This window comes from Kocuria rosea subsp. polaris (assembly GCF_001483755.1).
GTDB classification, from domain to species: domain Bacteria; phylum Actinomycetota; class Actinomycetes; order Actinomycetales; family Micrococcaceae; genus Kocuria; species Kocuria cellulosilytica.
In genome coordinates, this window is record NZ_LQBK01000037.1 from 21,833 (window position 1) to 38,534 (window position 16,702).

General features: G+C 65.8%; 12 protein-coding genes. 11 read left to right on the forward strand and 1 reads right to left on the reverse strand.

The window, feature by feature from the left end; translation table 11 throughout:
* Nucleotides 1–42: 42 nt before the first annotated feature.
* The 11 genes from AVL61_RS13610 to AVL61_RS13650 all read left to right on the forward strand — a co-directional run bounded on the left by AVL61_RS13610 (nucleotide 43) and on the right by AVL61_RS13650 (nucleotide 15,844).
* Entirely contained in the window at nucleotides 43–792 is a 750-nt protein-coding gene (locus AVL61_RS13610) for a DUF8175 domain-containg protein (RefSeq protein ID WP_058874866.1), read from the forward strand.
* A complete protein-coding gene (locus AVL61_RS13615) occupies nucleotides 785–2,662 on the forward strand; it encodes a TrbL/VirB6 family protein (protein WP_058874867.1) in 1,878 nt (625 codons plus the stop codon). The genes AVL61_RS13610 and AVL61_RS13615 overlap by 8 nt, the downstream gene beginning before the upstream one ends.
* Nucleotides 2,643–4,157, forward strand: coding sequence for an SCO6880 family protein (locus AVL61_RS13620; RefSeq protein WP_082697168.1), 1,515 nt, complete (start codon nucleotides 2,643–2,645; stop codon nucleotides 4,155–4,157). Before AVL61_RS13615 ends, AVL61_RS13620 begins: the two co-directional genes overlap by 20 nt.
* On the forward strand, nucleotides 4,157–5,911 hold the full coding sequence (locus tag AVL61_RS13625; RefSeq protein ID WP_058874868.1) for an ATP/GTP-binding protein: 1,755 nt from the start codon (nucleotides 4,157–4,159) through the stop codon (nucleotides 5,909–5,911). The genes AVL61_RS13620 and AVL61_RS13625 overlap by 1 nt, the downstream gene beginning before the upstream one ends.
* A complete protein-coding gene (locus tag AVL61_RS13630; RefSeq protein WP_058874869.1) occupies nucleotides 5,908–7,704 on the forward strand; it encodes a type IV secretory system conjugative DNA transfer family protein in 1,797 nt (598 codons plus the stop codon). The genes AVL61_RS13625 and AVL61_RS13630 overlap by 4 nt, the downstream gene beginning before the upstream one ends.
* A 3-nt stretch (nucleotides 7,705–7,707) precedes the next feature.
* Nucleotides 7,708–8,139, forward strand: coding sequence for a DUF4913 domain-containing protein (locus AVL61_RS13635; RefSeq protein WP_058874870.1), 432 nt, complete (start codon nucleotides 7,708–7,710; stop codon nucleotides 8,137–8,139).
* 619 nt (nucleotides 8,140–8,758) lie between these two features.
* Nucleotides 8,759–9,664, forward strand: a complete 906-nt coding sequence (locus AVL61_RS18005; protein WP_157571440.1) for a hypothetical protein — start codon at nucleotides 8,759–8,761, stop codon at nucleotides 9,662–9,664.
* A 405-nt stretch (nucleotides 9,665–10,069) separates the two neighbouring features.
* On the forward strand, nucleotides 10,070–10,738 hold the full coding sequence (locus tag AVL61_RS13640) for a hypothetical protein (RefSeq protein WP_058874871.1): 669 nt from the start codon (nucleotides 10,070–10,072) through the stop codon (nucleotides 10,736–10,738).
* 284 nt (nucleotides 10,739–11,022) lie between these two features.
* Nucleotides 11,023–11,907 carry an ImmA/IrrE family metallo-endopeptidase gene (locus tag AVL61_RS17565; protein ID WP_197412716.1) on the forward strand — a complete coding sequence of 295 codons (885 nt, stop codon included), beginning with the start codon at nucleotides 11,023–11,025 and terminating at the stop codon, nucleotides 11,905–11,907.
* A 1,017-nt stretch (nucleotides 11,908–12,924) separates the two neighbouring features.
* Entirely contained in the window at nucleotides 12,925–15,468 is a 2,544-nt protein-coding gene (locus AVL61_RS13645) for a PxKF domain-containing protein (protein ID WP_058874872.1), read from the forward strand.
* 19 nt (nucleotides 15,469–15,487) lie between these two features.
* Complete coding sequence (locus tag AVL61_RS13650; protein ID WP_058874873.1) at nucleotides 15,488–15,844, forward strand: hypothetical protein; 357 nt, start codon at nucleotides 15,488–15,490, stop codon at nucleotides 15,842–15,844.
* Nucleotides 15,845–15,929: 85 nt separating this feature from the next.
* On the opposite strand, the gene AVL61_RS13655 is transcribed toward AVL61_RS13650, so the two are convergent.
* Complete coding sequence (locus AVL61_RS13655; RefSeq protein ID WP_058874899.1) at nucleotides 15,930–16,700, reverse strand: hypothetical protein; 771 nt, start codon at nucleotides 16,698–16,700, stop codon at nucleotides 15,930–15,932.
* Nucleotides 16,701–16,702: the final 2 nt, after the last annotated feature.

Sequence of the window (16,702 nt, forward strand, 5' to 3'; positions counted from 1 at the left end):
TGGCCCCCGCAAGACCAACCCCCCGCATCAGAGGAGCAGCAGGTGACAGATCAGATCGAGACCGACGACAACAACGCCTGGTGGAAGGCCCCCCGCTTCCTGATCTCAGCGGTCCTGGTCGCGTTGCTGATTGTGCTGGGGGTGGTTCTGTGGCTGTGGCCCGACGGTGAAGAGCCCACCCAGGCCGCCCCGGCGCCAGCCACCACCGCCGAACCGGTGGCGGGCGGGGAGTCGGAGTGCGGTTTGGACGCCTCCGGCGGCACCACGCTCACGAAGGCCCCCGAGGACGTCGAATGGACCGCCCTGGGCGCGATCTACGCACCGTCCTCGGAGGAGCACGGACCGGGCACCGTAGACGAGTCAACGGGTGTGCGCTCCTGCTACTCCCACACTCCCGAAGGGGCGTTACTGAGCGTCGCCAACATGCTGGCCTCGAGCAACGATCCCCAGCTTCTGCTGGACACTCTCAACGAGCTTGCCATTGAGGGCCCCGGTAAGGACATCGCCGTGGGGCAGGTCCAGCAGCGGGTCTCCGCGGGGGATGCTTCCACGGTCCCAGTCGAGGTTGCCGGCTTCCGACTGCTTTCGTACACGGGCGAGCGAGCCACGGTCGAGGTCGTATTGGCAGGAGACGACGGGAACGAAAAGACATACATCACCACTAGCGCAGACCTTATGTGGCAAGACGGCGATTGGCGCTTCGCCCTGCAGGACAACGGCGGCACAGGCCCCGTCTCCGGCCAGGTGTCAGACCTGAACGGGTACATCGAGTGGGGACCCCACGATGGCTGAGGAAGAGAAGTGCTTCGCACTCGATGGCTTCTGCAAGGTCAAGGAAGGAGTCAGCGACGCACTCACCGGAGCGGCCGGTGATGCGCTGGATCAGATCGCCGACGGTGTAACCGCTGCCGTGGTCGACACGATCGCCTCCCTGGGCTCCATGTGGACTCTGATCGGCAGCGCCAACCTCACCAGCAACAGTGCACCCGCCTCCCAGGCTCCGGCGCGTGGGGAATTCAACGCCTACATCGACCTGCTGCTGAGCTACGCGAGCTGGATCGGGCTGGGGGTGTGCGTGTTCGGGGTGCTGTTCCTGGGCATCGTGTTGGCCACCAACGCCCGCCGCGGCGACGGGGCCAGCCTGGTGAACACGGCCACCGTGCTGGCCTCCGGGGCCGCCCTGATCGGTGGGGCCACCAGCCTGATCGGCTTCCTCGTCCCCGCCCGGGCGGGAAACCTGTCCGGGTCGGTGGGCTTCATCCAGGACCAGACCTTCTACCTCACCCTCGCCGTGGCCGCACTCAGCGTGATGATCGCCGGGGCCCAAATGGCCTGGACCCAGCGCGCCGAACCGGCCCGCGACCTGCTCAAGAACCTGCTCACCCTGGCCGTGGTGACGGCCTCGGGAGTGACGATCCTCAACGTCCTGGTGGCCGGCACCGACGCCCTGGCCGTGCAGATCATCGACTCGGCCATCGGCGAGGACTTCCAGACCGACGTGCTCAAGCTCCTGGCCCTGGACAACGCCACCAGCGCCGGTGCGGCCGATCCGGTGTGGTTGGGCGGCAACGTTATCCTGATCATCGTCGGCGGGATCGTGGCGATCATCGTGAACCTCATCCAGTTGATGCTGATGGTGCTGCGCACCGGGATGCTGTTCCTGATGGCCGGGATCCTGCCGCTCTCAGCCGCCTTCCTGAACACCGAGACGGGCAAAAACTTCTTCCAGAAGGTCATCGCCTGGACCCTGGCCTTCGCCTTCTACAAGCCCGCCGCCGCGTTGATCTACGGGTTGGCGATCAAGATGTCCACCACCGGGGTCTGGGAAGACGGAGGCAGCGGGCTGATCCAGTTCGCCGCCGGGCTGATGATGATCGTCGCCTCCGTGTTCGCCCTGCCCGTGCTCATCGGCTTCCTCAGCCCCGTCCTGGGCTCGATGTCCTCCTCCGGCGGTGGCGGCGGGGCGCTGGGGATCGCGGCGATGGGCGCGGCGATCCCGCAGGGCGCCTCCCACCTGGCCCGGTCCGGGCGCGGCTTCGGCTCCGACAGCTCCGCTGCCCAGCCACCCAGCAAGGCCAGCGCCCCAACCACATCGAGCCCCGCTCCCACCGGCAGTGGGGGCACGGGAACGACTGGGGCCGGTGCCGCAGGGACCACAGGAACGAGTGCCGCTGGCACCGCAGGCACTGCCGCCGCTGGTGCGGCCGCGGCCCCGGTCGCGGCCGGAATGATGGCCGCGGACGCGGTGAAGAAGACCGGGGAAACCGTCTCCGAGGCCACTCAGTCCAGTGCCGGAGGCGGCACCTCCGCTGGGAGCTCCACCTCGCCCAGCAGCTCGGCAGGTGCAGCCTCCGTCGCCGCGCCCGGCCACGACGGAGCCGGAAAACCCTCCACGGGCACCGGGGCGCAACCCGCCCCGGGTCCTGGTGCGGGTGTGGCAGCACCGGGCAGCGGGGCCCGCCCGACAACGAGCACAGGGGCCAGCCCGTCCCCAGGCAGTGGCTCCGGTGCGACACCGCTGCGTACCGGGGCGCGGCCGACTGGCTCCGCCGGTGCGGGACAGCTCGGGAAGGCCGCACAGCAGCAGGCGCGTGCGTTCAAGGCGCAGATCGCCAACGAGACCGGAAACGAGGCCCGCCCTGATGGCGCAGACCGAAGCTAAAACCGAGAACCGTCCGCGGGTGTACGGCAACTTCCGCACCCCCACTTCCAAGGGCCTGGCCGGGCTCTCGACTGCCGGCACCGTGCTGCTGATCGGTGGGGTGGTCGGCGGGATTCTGCTGATGATGCTCAACCTGTGGCTGGTGGCCCTGGGCTTCGAGGCGGTGATCCTGGTGTTGATCGCCCTGTCGATGCAGAAGAACAAGCACGGGCGCACCCTGATCGAGCGCATCGTCCGCCGCGCCGGGTGGGCCAACGCCGTCTACGCCGGGGCGATCGTCTACCGGGCCGGGCCGGTGTCCCGGGTCCCTTCAGGCACGACGAAGCTGCCCGGGATCTCGGCCCGCTCCAGGATCACCGAGCACGTCGACGGCTACGGCCGCCCCTTCGCCCTGCTTGAGGTCCCGCAGAAACACCACTACACCGTGGTGTTCTCCTCCGAGCCCGACGGCGGGGGCATGGTCGACCAGGAACACATCAACCGGTGGGTGGACCGCTGGGCGCACTGGCTGGGCATGCTCACCGACGAGCCCGGCCTGACCGCCGCCTCCGTGACGATCGAGACCGCCCCGGACTCCGGATACCGCCTGGCCCGCAAGATCGAGGCGCGCATGGCCGACAACGCCCCGGCCTTCGCCCGCGACGTCATCAACGAGACCGTGCAGATGCTGCCCACCGGGGCCACCGTCACCCGGGCCTACATCGCGGTGACCTTCAAAGCCTCCGTGCGGGCCGGCGGGCGGATCCGCAAGCCGGAAGAGGTCGCCGATGATCTGGCGGCGCGTCTGCCCAACCTCACCCTGTCCCTCAACGACACCGGGGCCGGGGTGGCCGCCCCGCTCACGGCCCAGCAGCTGTGCGAGGTCATCCGGGTGGCCTACGACCCGGCCGAGGCAATCCTCTTCGACCGGGCACACGCCCAGGGGGTGGCCCCGGAGCTGAACTGGAGTGAGGTCGGCCCGCAGGCCGCCGACACCTTCTGGGACTGCTACCACCACAACAACGCCTGGTCGAAGTCCTGGGCGATGTCGGTGCCCCCGCGCTCCACCGTCCAGGCCAACGTCCTCCAAGCCCTGATCGCCCCGAACCCGGAACTGGTGCGTAAGCGCGTCACGCTGCTCTACCGCCCCATTGACCCCGCCCGGGCGGCGCAGATGGTGGAAACGGATATCAACACCGCCACCTTCAACGCCTCCTCCCGCAACCGCGCCACCGCACGGGACACCCGCGAGACCCGCGCAGCCCAGGCCACCGCCGCCGAGGAAGCTGACGGGGCGGGGTTGTTGAACTTCGGGCTCGTCGTCACCGCCACCGTCCGTTCCAAGGGCGAGCTGGATGAGGCCGAAGCCATCATCGAGAACCTCGGCACCTCGGCGAGGATCCGCCTGGAGGAGGCCTACGGCGCCCAGGACTCCACCTTCGCCGCCGGCCTGCCCCTCGGTGTGGTCATCCCGGATCACCTGGCCCTGCCCTCGACCGTGAGGAACGCCCTCTGATGAGCACCAAGGCCCGTAAGCAGATCATCCTCCCGGCCAGCCGGGGCAACACCTCGACCACCGTCCTGGACCGGGCCTTCGCCCGGACGAAGCTGGGCAAGGTGTTCGCCAAGCCCAAGCGCACCGGCAGCACCTCGGTTACTGCCTCCTCCACTCGTCGCCCGGGCCCGCGGGGTCACAAGGGCCGGGGGTTGGGGGAGGCGCAGCTGCTGCACCCGATCCGGGAGATGCGCGGCACCAACTACCAGGTGTGCGGACTGTTCCCCTTCCCCATGGGCGGCGGCTCTCCACTGGAAGGCGTGCCGCTGGGGCGGAACCTGCTCTCGGGGGAGCCGGTGTGCTGTGACCCGATCTCCTGGTTCCAGAAGCTGCGGGTGATCGCCAACCCCTCGGCCTTCATCATGGCCAACCCGGGGCTGGGCAAGTCCTCCCTGCTGCGGCGGATGGCCATCGGGCTGGCCGCCTTCGGGGTGTGGCCGATGGTCCTCGGCGACATCAAGGGCGAACACGTCGCGATGATCGAGCACCTGAGCGGGGCCGTCCTCCCGCTGGGCCGCGGGGTCGGGCACATCAACCCGCTCGACGACGCCGGAGCGGTGGCAGCGGCCAAGCTGCTGTCTGCTGCGAAGGCGGAGGAGCTGCTGGCCGATCTGCACACCCGACGGTTCGACCTGATCCGGTCGCTGATCGCGATCCTGCGCAAGAAGCCGCTGAACGAGCGCGAGGACCAGATCCTGGATCGGTGCCTCACCGTCCTGGAAGCCCGCCACACCGAGACCGGCACGGTCCCGGTCATGGCGGACCTGCGCCAGGTGCTCAAGGACAAGCCGGTCGAGGTGCGCGAGGTCTCCCTGGATCGCGGCAGTGATGAGCGTTACGAGGCCATCACCGAGGGCCTGGAGTCCTCGCTGAACTCCTTGTGCGGGACCGGGGCCTTCGGGCAGATGTTCGCCCGCCCCTCCACCAACAAGATTGACGCCTCGAGGCCGATGGTCTTCGACCTCTCGCGGATCTCCCAGTCCGAGTCCGATCTGCGGGCGGCCACGCTGTTGGCGTGCTGGTCGGTTGGCACCGGAACGGTGCGGACCTCCAACATGCTCGCCGATGACGGGGTGATCGCCCGGCAGCGGTTCCTGCTCATCCTTGACGAGCTGTGGAACACCCTGGCGGCCGGGCCCGGCATCGTCGATCAGGTCAACGCGCTGACCCGTCTGAACCGGGAGATGGGGGTCGGGCAGATCATGGCCTCCCACACCCCGTCTGACCTCATGGCTGTGCGGGGCGAGGAGGACCGGGCGAAGGCCAAGGGCATCATGGACCGCTGCGGGATCAAGATCCTCGGCGGCCTGGCCAAATCCGAGATGCCGCTGCTGACCGAGTCCGTGCCGCTGTCGATGCGCGAGCAGGAACAGCTCGCCGCCTGGCAGGACCCGCCGGCCTGGAACCGCCGCGGGGACGAGGAGATCCAGTACACCAACGATGACGTGTACGCCTCCACCGACCGGCTCACGATCAACGAGGCCGAGCTGCGGGCCTGGCTTCAGGACCCCGAGAACCGGGAATGGTACTTCGACGATCGCACCACCTCCCCGCCGCCGGGCCAGGGGAAGTTCTTCATCAAGGTCGGCGCGAGGGCGGGGATTCCGTTCTCGATGGAGTTCACCCCCACCGAGCGCCGGTCCCAGGTCCACGACACCGAGAAGAAGTGGCACGAGGCCAAGTTCCGCGCTGCTCAGGAAAGGGGCGAACGATGAGCTCCCTGGACCGCAAGTACAAGGCCGGCGGCGGGGAGGAAGCCCTGCTGCTGACTCTGCTCTTCGCCCTCGTCGGTGTTCCGACCATCCTCTACGTCGTCGCCAGCGCCGGCCATGCCCTGACCCCGCGTGCTAATCCGCTGCCTACCGGGTACTGGGAACGGTCCCTGGGCGTCTTCACGGGCGAGGCCCCGTGGCGCACCACGGAGACCGTCCTGGCCGCCACGGTCGGGTTGTTCCTGACCGGGCTGTTCGCACTGTGGGGGTGGAAGCGTCATCAGAAGGCGAAGAAGGTCGTCAAGCACGACCGTGCCGCCCCGCGCATGGCGTCGGTCCGTGACGTCGCTCCCTTCACCGAGAAGCAGGCGCGCGCCAAAGCTGCTCGCTTCGGCGTCGAGGTCCCGGGGGTGATGATCGGCAAGATGGTCCGCGGCGGGCACACGCTTTACGCCTCTTGGGAGGACACCCTCCTGCACATCTGGGGCACCCGTACCGGCAAGACCACCTCCCAGGCGGCCCCGTCGATCATCGAGGCCCCGGGTCCGGTGATCGCCACCTCCAACAAGCGCGACCTCTCCGATCTGACCCGCGACCTCCGCGCCGAGAACGGCGACGTGTGGGTTTTCGACCCCCAAGGTGTGGCCGGGGAGGCGCCGACCTGGTGGTGGAACCCGCTGAGCTACGTCACCGATAGTGAGCGCGCCGCTGAGATGGCGAACAACTTCGCTACCGGCTCCCGCCCGGCCGGGGCCAAGATGGGGGACGCTCACTTCGATTCGGCCGGCAAGGACCTGCTGGCCGGGCTGTTGCTCGCCGCCGCCTGCGGTGGGGAGCCGATTGAGCGGGTGCACTACTGGCTGACCCGTTCCACCGATGACACCCCCGCCAAACTCCTCGACGCGGCAGGGTGGTCCAAGGAAGCCGACTCGGTGGCCAGCACCATCCGCCAGCCCGAGAAGTACCGCGGCAGCGTCTACTCCACCGCCCTGCAGATGGCCGCGTGCCTGAAGAACGAGAAGATCGCCGCCTGGGTCAACCCCACGGGTCCGGACGACGACCGCCCGCAGTTCGACCCGAAGCCGTTCGTGGCCGGCAAGCACACCCTCTACGCCCTGTCCAAGGAAGGGGCCGGCACCGCAGGTCCGCTGGTGACCGCCCTGACCGTGGCCACCGTGACCGCCGCCGAAGAGCACGCCGTCACCCAAGCCGGGGGCCGGCTGGCCACCCCGATGGTCTGCGTGCTCGATGAGGCGGCCAATGTGTGCCGGTGGGCGAACCTGCCCGACCTCTACAGTCATTACGGCTCCCGCGGCATCGTTGTCTCCACCTTCCTGCAGTCCTGGTCCCAAGGCGTGGACGTGTGGGGCGAGTCCGGGATGAAGAAGCTGTTCTCCACCGCCAACGTCGTCACCTACGGCGGCAACGTCAAAGAAGAAGGCTTCCTCAAGATGCTCTCGGAGTTGATCGGCAAGTACACCTACACCTCCGTCTCCTCCTCCCGGCAAAAGGACTCAGGCTCTACTTCCCGCCAGGACGCCACCGACGACATCCTCTCCGTGGCCGACCTCGCCGCGATGCCCAAGGGCCGGGCGGTGATGCTCGGCTCCGGGACCAGGGCCGTACTGCTGCGCACCGTCCCGGTCAGCGCCCGCCCCTACGCCGAAGCAGCAGCGGCCTCCGAAGCCGCACACAACACCCCTGCCAAAGTGGAGCCGGTGCCTGAGCTCCAGGCTGCTGAGCCGAGCCCGACCAAGCCCACGGGCAACCGGTGGGCGGCCCTGGTGAAGGAGTAGGCCATGGACATCGGTGCCCGCCGCACCAACAGCCACGACGACATCGACGACGAGCCCCTCGCGGAAGCCGAACCGGGGGAGGGGGAGCGGGAGCTCGTATACGCAAACGTGGCCGAGTTCGTCACCGAGCACCTGGCCTACCAGTACCGCCGCGACATCGACCTCGCCGGCCGCTCCACCACCTTCACCTGGTGCGCCCAATGGTGGCGCCACGAAGAAGCCGTCAGCCGCCTCACCGGCCTCTGGCGGGCCTGGGAGAACCTGCGCACCGACCCCACCACCGGGCTAGCCGTGTGGTGGCGCGACTACGCCGACCCAACCATGCGGGTGCTCTTCGACGAGAAGGGACCTTTCCATGGCTGTACCCCTAGGGCCCACAGTCCCAAGGGGATACCGCTTCCGCTGGATCCTCCACCAGCCGGACTGTTCGACTGAGCAAGCACTACGAGCCATTGCTGGCCAGTGCCCGCGCTAATGCGGTTACTCCTCTTCCGTCACCTCCCACCCAAGCCCGCCAAGATCATGACCGCTGGACCCGCCAGTGTCGCCGAGCGCAATCCCAGCCCATTGGAGTGACCGAGGTCCGATCGTCGTCATGGCGGCGCTAAGTCTGGAAAAGACAGCAACCCGGCTGTGGCAGCGCTCCACTGCGCTGCGCCTCCAGGCATCAGGGAGTTTGCTACGACCCGCGGCAATTACAGCGCCCCGGCACGATCGAATGGCACTGTGTGGCGCGGGCTGATGGGACGCCTACTTCCTCCCGCGGACGCTTTTAAAGCTACCGCCACTCTGTTTTGCTTAGGCGTACCGGTGAGTAGATCCGCCGCGCTTTACCCAGGTGCCGGAGGCCGTCTTTATCTGAGATCTGCTGGTCACGGCACCACCCTGCACTCATATGTACGGGATTTGCTCATGTCGGTGTCCTGTCCGCCCGGGACGCCTACGGTCAGCTCCGCTGAGAAGGCTTGTATGGCTGAGTGTGGACCACGCCCGCTAGCCCGGCGTGAGTGCATCTCAGCTTGTGAGAGGGGGGTAAGTCGGTGAGACTACTCCTATGGGGGAATCAGAGCAGGAAGCAGTCAGAGTGTGGTTGGGGGAGTACTGGTGGTTAATACCGCTTGGAATCCTATTCGTCATCATCGTCCTAGGCGTTCTGGGTAGGGCAAACCAGCAGAGTGCTCGGCGAAAGTACCTGAATGACCCCAAGACCATCGCCTGGCGAGAAAAGTTGCTCGACTTTGTGGTTGAAGAAAGTAGCAACCAAAAGGAAAAGGTGCCACTGCGGAGGTTTTGGAAACGAAACAAAATCAGGGGGCGGAGGCGTTATTTTGTGCTGAAACCCCTTCTGGACAATAAAACTTTGTATATTGCGCAAAAACCCGAAAAGTCAAAGCCAGAACCCAAGGATGACGGGTTGCCCGCCATGCTGGCTGCCATGTTGGATGATGCATTCGACGCGATGATCAAAGGCATAGATGGATGGCTGAATCGAGCGCTATGCATACCCCCGGACAGTGTAGTTCTCAGTGATCGCACCTGGCTTCGAATCCGGAATGGGGAAGCAACGACTCACCAAGTCACCATCGAAAGTGTAAAGCAAATGCAGTATTTCGGGGAAAATAGCAGTGTGGGAAACGCCATGATGGCGGGTGAAGGAATCAGTGACAGTTCGCAGCGAAGCACGCATACGAACGTCAATACAGCGGACCACCTTGACAAGCTGCACGAACTTCACATCGCTCTACTGACCGATGCACGTAAGGCGGACCCAGATGAGGCCGTCATTATCCGCAAGCTCGCCAACGAATTACAGGGAGTCCTCAACGATGATCAGGGGGCAAAAGACGATCGTTTGCAGCCGCTAATGAAACGCATTAAGGGTGCCACCAGCACGTTCAGCGGTGCGATGAATACGACTGCATCAGCTCTTACAGTTATGAAGGAAACGGGCATCCTCTAGGACCACCAGTTTTAAAACCGCCTTACCCGGCGCATCAACCGGGCGGGGCATGTGACGACCCCGCCAGCCGGCGCGTCCGGTGCCGTTGAGATGTAGTGACCCTCAGGCATTCGGGGAATGGGTCCCTCGGCGCCGAGGGGTGCCGCATACACGTGGCACGCTTCAATCTCACTGCCCGCGGGGTTTGCTCGCTAACCCGTAGTGAGTCCGCGCCGAATCCGGACCTCTATCCGCCAGGCGTGCGCTGAACGGTTTTCAACCCCCGACACCCGTGTGGGTGAGCCATCGTCTGCATGGGCCACCCGGAACCTCTAAGCGAGGCCCCTGCTTGCAGGGTGATGCACCCTGGCTCCGATTACCCCATGGCGACCAAATTTTCCGGTTTTGTGCACTATGCTGAGGTGCATGGAGCACGCCGAGAAGAACCCTGACCCTGCTCGCCCCCAGCTCTACGTGGCTGCTGAGGACGCCACCTCGGTGCTGGGGACCCTGGGGCTGGATGCCGGGGTCTTGGTGAGCTCGGTGCGTACGGGAGTGGAGAGCGCTCAGGAGATCACGCCGTTCCACCCGGTGACTGCCCGAGGGTTCACGCAGTGGTCGGAGACAGTGGCCTATCTGCGCCATGAGCTCGTGGAACAAGGGTGGAGGCGCGGGGACCCGCAGAATTCTCCCCGAGTTTTTTCCCCGGATGGGTCGATGGCGATCATGGTCATCGGCGGGAACGCCGACACCGGCATCTCGCTGACGGTGAATCCGCGCACGGCGCGCCGTCGCGGTCCGGCGACTCGAGCTGCAGTGCAGTGCAACGATCAGCAGGTGCTGGACATCAATGTGCCGGCCGCTTGGACGCGGCAGCAGCCGCTCACTTGGGTGCTGCTGTACCACTGGTCGAAGGACGAGCCGGTGGTGCGGGCTGAGCTGTCCCTGCCGGTGAGGGTGACCGACGACGGTGATATCGCCCAGTGGAGCAGCCGCATTTTGTTGCCTTCCCAGGATCTCACCGGCCTGGAGCTGCCCCAGCGGCCGGCTGGCCCTCAGGATGACGTCGACTTCAGGATTGTGGAATTGTCGTGACCCTCGAACCCTCTCGGATCACTCTGGCGAGGTTGCGGGCGGGACTCAGTAAGACCGAGCTGGCCCGCCGACTTCAGGCCACTTCTCGCACGGTGACCAACTACGAAACCGACGGTGCCCCAGATCGGGTGGCTCCGACACTGGCAGATGCGCTGGATTGCACCCCGGCCTTCTTTCGTATGCCCGCCACGGCGCCACTAGAGGAGGACCGAGTCTTCTTCCGTGCGCGGCGCCGCTCGAGCGCCTCGCAGAAGCATGCAGCTACCTCTGCTGGACGGACCGGGGTGGAACTGTACGCGCTCATCACCGAGCATTTCGTGCTGCCTGAGCTCACGGTGCCTGATCTGGCGGGCTTAGACCCTCTCGATGCTGCCCAGCAGGTGCGCGCAGAATGGCATCTAGGCATTGACCCGCTACCCAACTCGGTGCGCCTAGCCGAATCCCACGGCGTTCGAGTTTTGAGCTTGCCGTCAGGGACAGCCGATGTGGACGCCTTCAGTATTTGGGAGGACGGACGACCATACGTTTTTCTCTCCACGATGAAGACCGCTGAAAGATCTCGCTTTGACCTGGCTCATGAACTTGGACACCTGGTGATGCACAGCGGCCTTGATGCATCATCGGATCTTGAGCGAAACGCAGAGAAAGAAGCTGACCAGTTCGCTTCTGAACTGCTGATGCCACGCATCCTGCTACGAGCCCGAGTAGGGAGGGAACCCTCCATCTCCGCTGTGCTCAAGCTCAAGACATACCTGGGTGTCTCCGCGATGGCGCTGGCTCATGCTCTGCATAAAGCTGGATTGATGACGGACTGGTCCTATCGTCAGACCTGCATCGAACTGACTAAACGCGGTTACCGATCCAGCGAGCCCGAGGGGATGGATCGAGAGACATCACGAGTATTCAGTGTCATTCTCCCAGCCCTTCATAAATCCAAAGGATGGGGTACAGAAGAAATTGCTCAATGCCTTGGCGTTCCAGCCACCGAAGTGCATGATCTGACGTTTGGCCAGGCTCTGGCGAACATCACTTCTCAACAATGCGGCAAGGCATCCCAGGAGCGTTCGAGATCTCATTTGTCCCTGTTGCACGGAGGAGCGGCTACCACGACTCACCATGGTCTTCATGCCGTCTCAACACCACGTCCTGCTACGGGGCGCAACCGCTAGATAGAACCCGTTGCGCTGAATCTATGGAAGAGAGCCTTTACGAAGCTCAGCGACATCGCCAATGAGGTGCACCAAGCCCTACTTTACATAATCATTCTTATCGGCTAACGGTCAGTGGGGAGTTCTCGCATCTGATGCAAGTACTCGTCCCACCTTGCCTACGGGCGTCTGTCCAGGCGGTGACAGGGTGCACGGCGGATGGGATGGATCGTCGAGCTCGTGAGGCCGGCGTCGTCCACGCAGGCCAGCATGGAGAACTCTCGTTTTATGAGAGATTCGCGCGTACAGCTGAGGTGTGGAACGGCGCTTGGTCGTACACCTCGGCTCTTCGCCGATGAAGGCGCGCGTGGTTGTGGACTGAGACTCGAGCGCTGGAAGTGCACGCACTGCCGCCCCAGCGACTGCTCTGCCGGCGTGGCAGGAAGTTACTCATCCTGCCTCAACACGTCTCGCTACCGGTCACTCCACGGAAGTCCTCGCATCTGGTGGAGATCCCGTTCAGCTGATTTTTAATTCACCGGCGTTGGTTACGTGGCGTGGGCATGGATGAGCACCAATGGGAGGGATCAGCCGTTGCGCGAACCCCGAGCCACGACTGCCGCTGCAACCGGCCCGGCGGGCGCGGCGTCCCCTCCATCAGGGATGGGCTGCCCCCGCGCGGCCTGACATCTTCAGCGCCTTAGCGCAGCGACACCGCCCCCGCATTCACTGCTGACTGGGCCCATGGCCGGGAGAGAAGGCAATGGGGCCTTGTCGACACTTTGTGACCGCTAGCTTCATTCCCATAAGAAAATAGATGTGTCACGATGTGAGCGCTCAGGCCGGACGGGGCCATCGATCCGCCGCGACAGCGTTGCCGGTCGCGGCGGCGAACTCCGCGAGAACACGACCCCACGGCTTCCACCGACAATTCCACCCCGTATCTGCCAGGTGCCTCCAGCTCCTGCCGGTCCCCGGTGGCTGCAGTGACGTCCCCGGGCAACGCCCGGAGCGCACCAGGATGGATGGAGGAATTCGATGAGGAAGCTCTGGTTGCCGGTGGTCCTGTCTACCGCGCTCACCTTTGGGGCTCTGCCAGCACTGACGGCAGGGCCTGCTGCGGCCGTCGGGACGGGTGCGGTGGTCTCCGAGGCCGCCTGCACCGAAACCGATCTCTCCCGTAACGATGACGGGTCCAGTCCCGCGGTGGAGTTGCCGTTCGAGGTCGATTTCTACGGCCAGCGCTACGAGCAGTTGTGGGTGAATAACAATGGCAACGTCACCTTCGACCAGCCGTTGTCCACCTATACGCCGTTCGGACTCGACGGCACTAACCGTGTCATCGTCGCCCCGTTCTTTGGTGACGTCGACACCCGCGGCTCCGGGTCTGACGTGGTCCGCTACGGCTACGGGACCACGACGTTCGAGGGGCGTCCGGCCTTTTGTGTGAACTGGCTCGAGGTCGGCTACTACCCCGCCCAGTTCGACAAGCTCAACAGCTTCCAGCTGTTGCTGGTCGATCGCAGCGACCGCCGTGCCGGGGACGTGGACATCGTCTTCAACTATGACGGGATCACCTGGGAGGCCGGCGACGCCTCCGGCGGCTCCGACGGGCTGGGAGGGGCCCCCGCCAGGGTCGGATTCTCCAACGGGAGCGGGCAGGTCGGCACTAACTTCGAGTTGGTCGGATCCGGACAACCCGGAGCGTTCCTGGACACCAACCCGGCGACGGGGCTGGTGAACAAGAGTGTGGGGAGCACGGTGCCGGGCCGGTACGTGTTCGAGGTCCGCAACGGCACCCCGCCGCCGCAGACCTGGGTGGCGATGGGTGACTCCTACCAAGCCGGGGTCGGCACTAACGAGTACTACGACGACAGCGGTGAGTGCCAACGTTCCCCGTACGCCTACGCCCCGTTGCTGGGCACCCGCGGCGCCGTGGCCAAACGGCTCGAGTTCCTCGCCTGCAGCGGCGCGACCACGGACGATCTCTACAACGGCCGGCACGGTGAACCACCGCAGTTCGACCAGCTCAAGGGCGATCTCGGCAAGGACGTTGGGCTGGTCACCCTGGGTATCGGTGGCAACGATATGGGCTTCGCCCCGGTGCTCACGGACTGCATTCTCACGAACTTCATGTTCCGCACGTGCGAGGATGAGCACGCGGAGAACATCGATGACCGGTTCGATGCTCTCGCTGGCACCGCGGACGCCGAGGGGCTGACGACGCTGCAAAAGGTCTACCGCGACGTCCGGTTCAACGCCTACCGCGCCGACACGATGGTGCTCACCTACCCGAAGTTCTTCCCCGTCGAGGGCGGACGCGGCACCTGGACCTCGGGCGCGTTCGTCCCCCGCTGCCAGAACCTGCGGGTCAGCGACCAGCTGTGGATCAACGACCAGATCCGTCGGCTGGACACCGCCATCGTCGACGCCGCCCTGACCATGGGCGTGCGGCCCGTTGACCTTTACGACGCCCCCGAGGGCCGGGAGCTGTGCAATCCTGACGGCAATGAGACGTTCCTCAACGGGGTCACCCTCAACAACGACCGACAAGACTCCTTCCACCCCACTCGGCTCGGCTTCGAGATGATCGCCGATCGGCTCGAGGAGGAGTTCTCTGCCGTGGGCGCCAACGGGTTCACGGCCAGGTCCACCACCGACAGCCTCCGGGAAGAGCTGGTCATCCACCCCGAGCAGACCCTCACCGCGCCATACCAGGTCCCCGCTGACTCCCCGGCAGTCGGGTTCTCCACCTCCTGGCCGGGCAGCGATGTCGTGATGCGCTTGCGCTCACCGAGCGGACGGGTGATCGACCGTGACACGGCGGCCGCCGATGTGGTGCACCAAGTCGCCCCCACCCAGGAGCTCTACTACGTGCAGAACCCCGAAGCAGGGGAATGGACGATCGAGCTCTACGGCGCCGATGTCGCCGGCTCCGGCGAACCAGTCACCCTCAGCGCCCACGCCGCGGCCCCGGTGAACCAACCGCCGGTGGCCGAGTTCGACCTCGCCCAGGACGGGCGCTCCGTCACCCTGGACGGGCGCGCCTCCCACGACCCGGACGGCGAGGTGGTCCGCTACATCTGGGAGTTCGACGACGGGACGGTGCTGGAGGGCCCGGTCGTCACGCATAAGTACGCCGAGCCCGGGGAGTACTTGGCGACCCTCACCGTGGTCGACGACCGCGAGTCCGTGGATGTGGCCACCGCCCAGAGCACGGTTGTGATCTCCGCCTACGAATTCACCGGCTTCGAGAACCCGGTGAAGCCGCTGCCCACGGTCAATGCGATGAAGGCCGGGCGGGCGGTGCCGCTGCGGTTTGGTCTCGGCGGAGACCAGGGAATGGACATCCTGGTCGAGGGCAGCCCTGCCTCGCGGCAAGTGGATTGCGATTCCGGCACTGAGGTGAGCGACGTGGAAGAAACCGTGGCAGCCGGCTCCAGCACCCTGCAGTACGACCCGGCCACCGACCGCTACACCTACGTGTGGAAGACATCTGCGGCCTGGGCCGGGCAGTGCCGAAACATGCAGATGACCTTCGACGACGGCTCCAGCGCCACCGTCCGATTCAAATTCCGGTGAGCAGGATAGGTGGTCGCGCATGAGCCGCACATTGATCGCCGTCGTGGCCGGGCTGATCGGCCTGTCCGCCGCTGTGGCTCTCTACTTCGGTCTGGTGACAGCCGTCCCGCTGGTGGACTGGGGTGCCGATGAGACTGACAGGTTGCGGGCCGCTGGTGCACGCCAGGTGCGGTTCGCGTCCCTGGCCGCAGTCGCGGCCGGCGCGTTACTGCTGGTCGGCCGAGCCTGGAAGGCCGGCACGGTCACCGTGGCCGCCGCCGTTCTGCTGGGCTTGCTAGCCGGAGCGAACACGGTTGTCTCCTGGGCTCTGCTGCTCGTTTATGTGCTGGCCTTGCTGATCGGTTGCAGCGTGCTCGCCCGGCGCCCGCGTGACTGAGTTCTCACACGAAGACGCCGACCACAGCACCAGGAACCCTCGCAGATAGCCCCACGGCCCCTGCAGCGGTCAGCACACCTGCATTTCAACCCAGGCCCAGGCCCCTGTCCCGCCCCGCGTCACGCCCAGTGTTCTTGCCAGCTTTAGGCCCTCGTTTGATAGACCGCACCGCGTCGACCGGGGGCGTGCCTTGGTCTCGCTCGGCGGCCAGACGGGCCTGGACCCCGTCGCGGCCTTCCTCGGTGTCGCCCAGGGCAGCCAGGAGCGTCTCGGCCAGACGCGCTCTGCGGTCTCCTGAGTCCCAAAGCTCTTCGGCGTCGGCGGCCGTATGGCGGGTGTCCGAGTCGTTCCGCAGGTCACCTCGTGCGGCCATAGCGGCGTTGCGGGCGGCTTCGGCGTGGTCGTGCTGCGCGTCTGTTGCTTCACGGGCTGCAAACCCCTGTTCCGGGGAATCGGTGCGCTGCTGTTGCGGTGCGTGGTCGTTCAGGTAGTCCTCCACTTTCAATCCGTGGCGGTCCTTCACCTCCGACTCGATCCGCCCTCGAGCCGCCTTAGCAACCTCGTCGTGGTGCTCCCACTGCCGGGCCAGCCCGTAGTGGCCGGCGATGTCAGTCGGCTTCGCAGACTCCCAGAACCGCTCCGTCGCCACCGGCGCGAGCTCGGTGCGCATCACCGCGCGTTCGGCCTCGAAGCGTTCCTCGAGCTCACGCCGCCGGTGCTGCTGCTCCATCTGGCGTTGGCGGAGTTGTTCGGCGCGTTGGCGGGCCATCATCTCGCCCCAGCGCCCGGCCACGGCCATCGCCGCTTGAAGGTCCCTCAAGAGCAGGTCATTCACGCCATCGGGGTGGGTGCTCATCA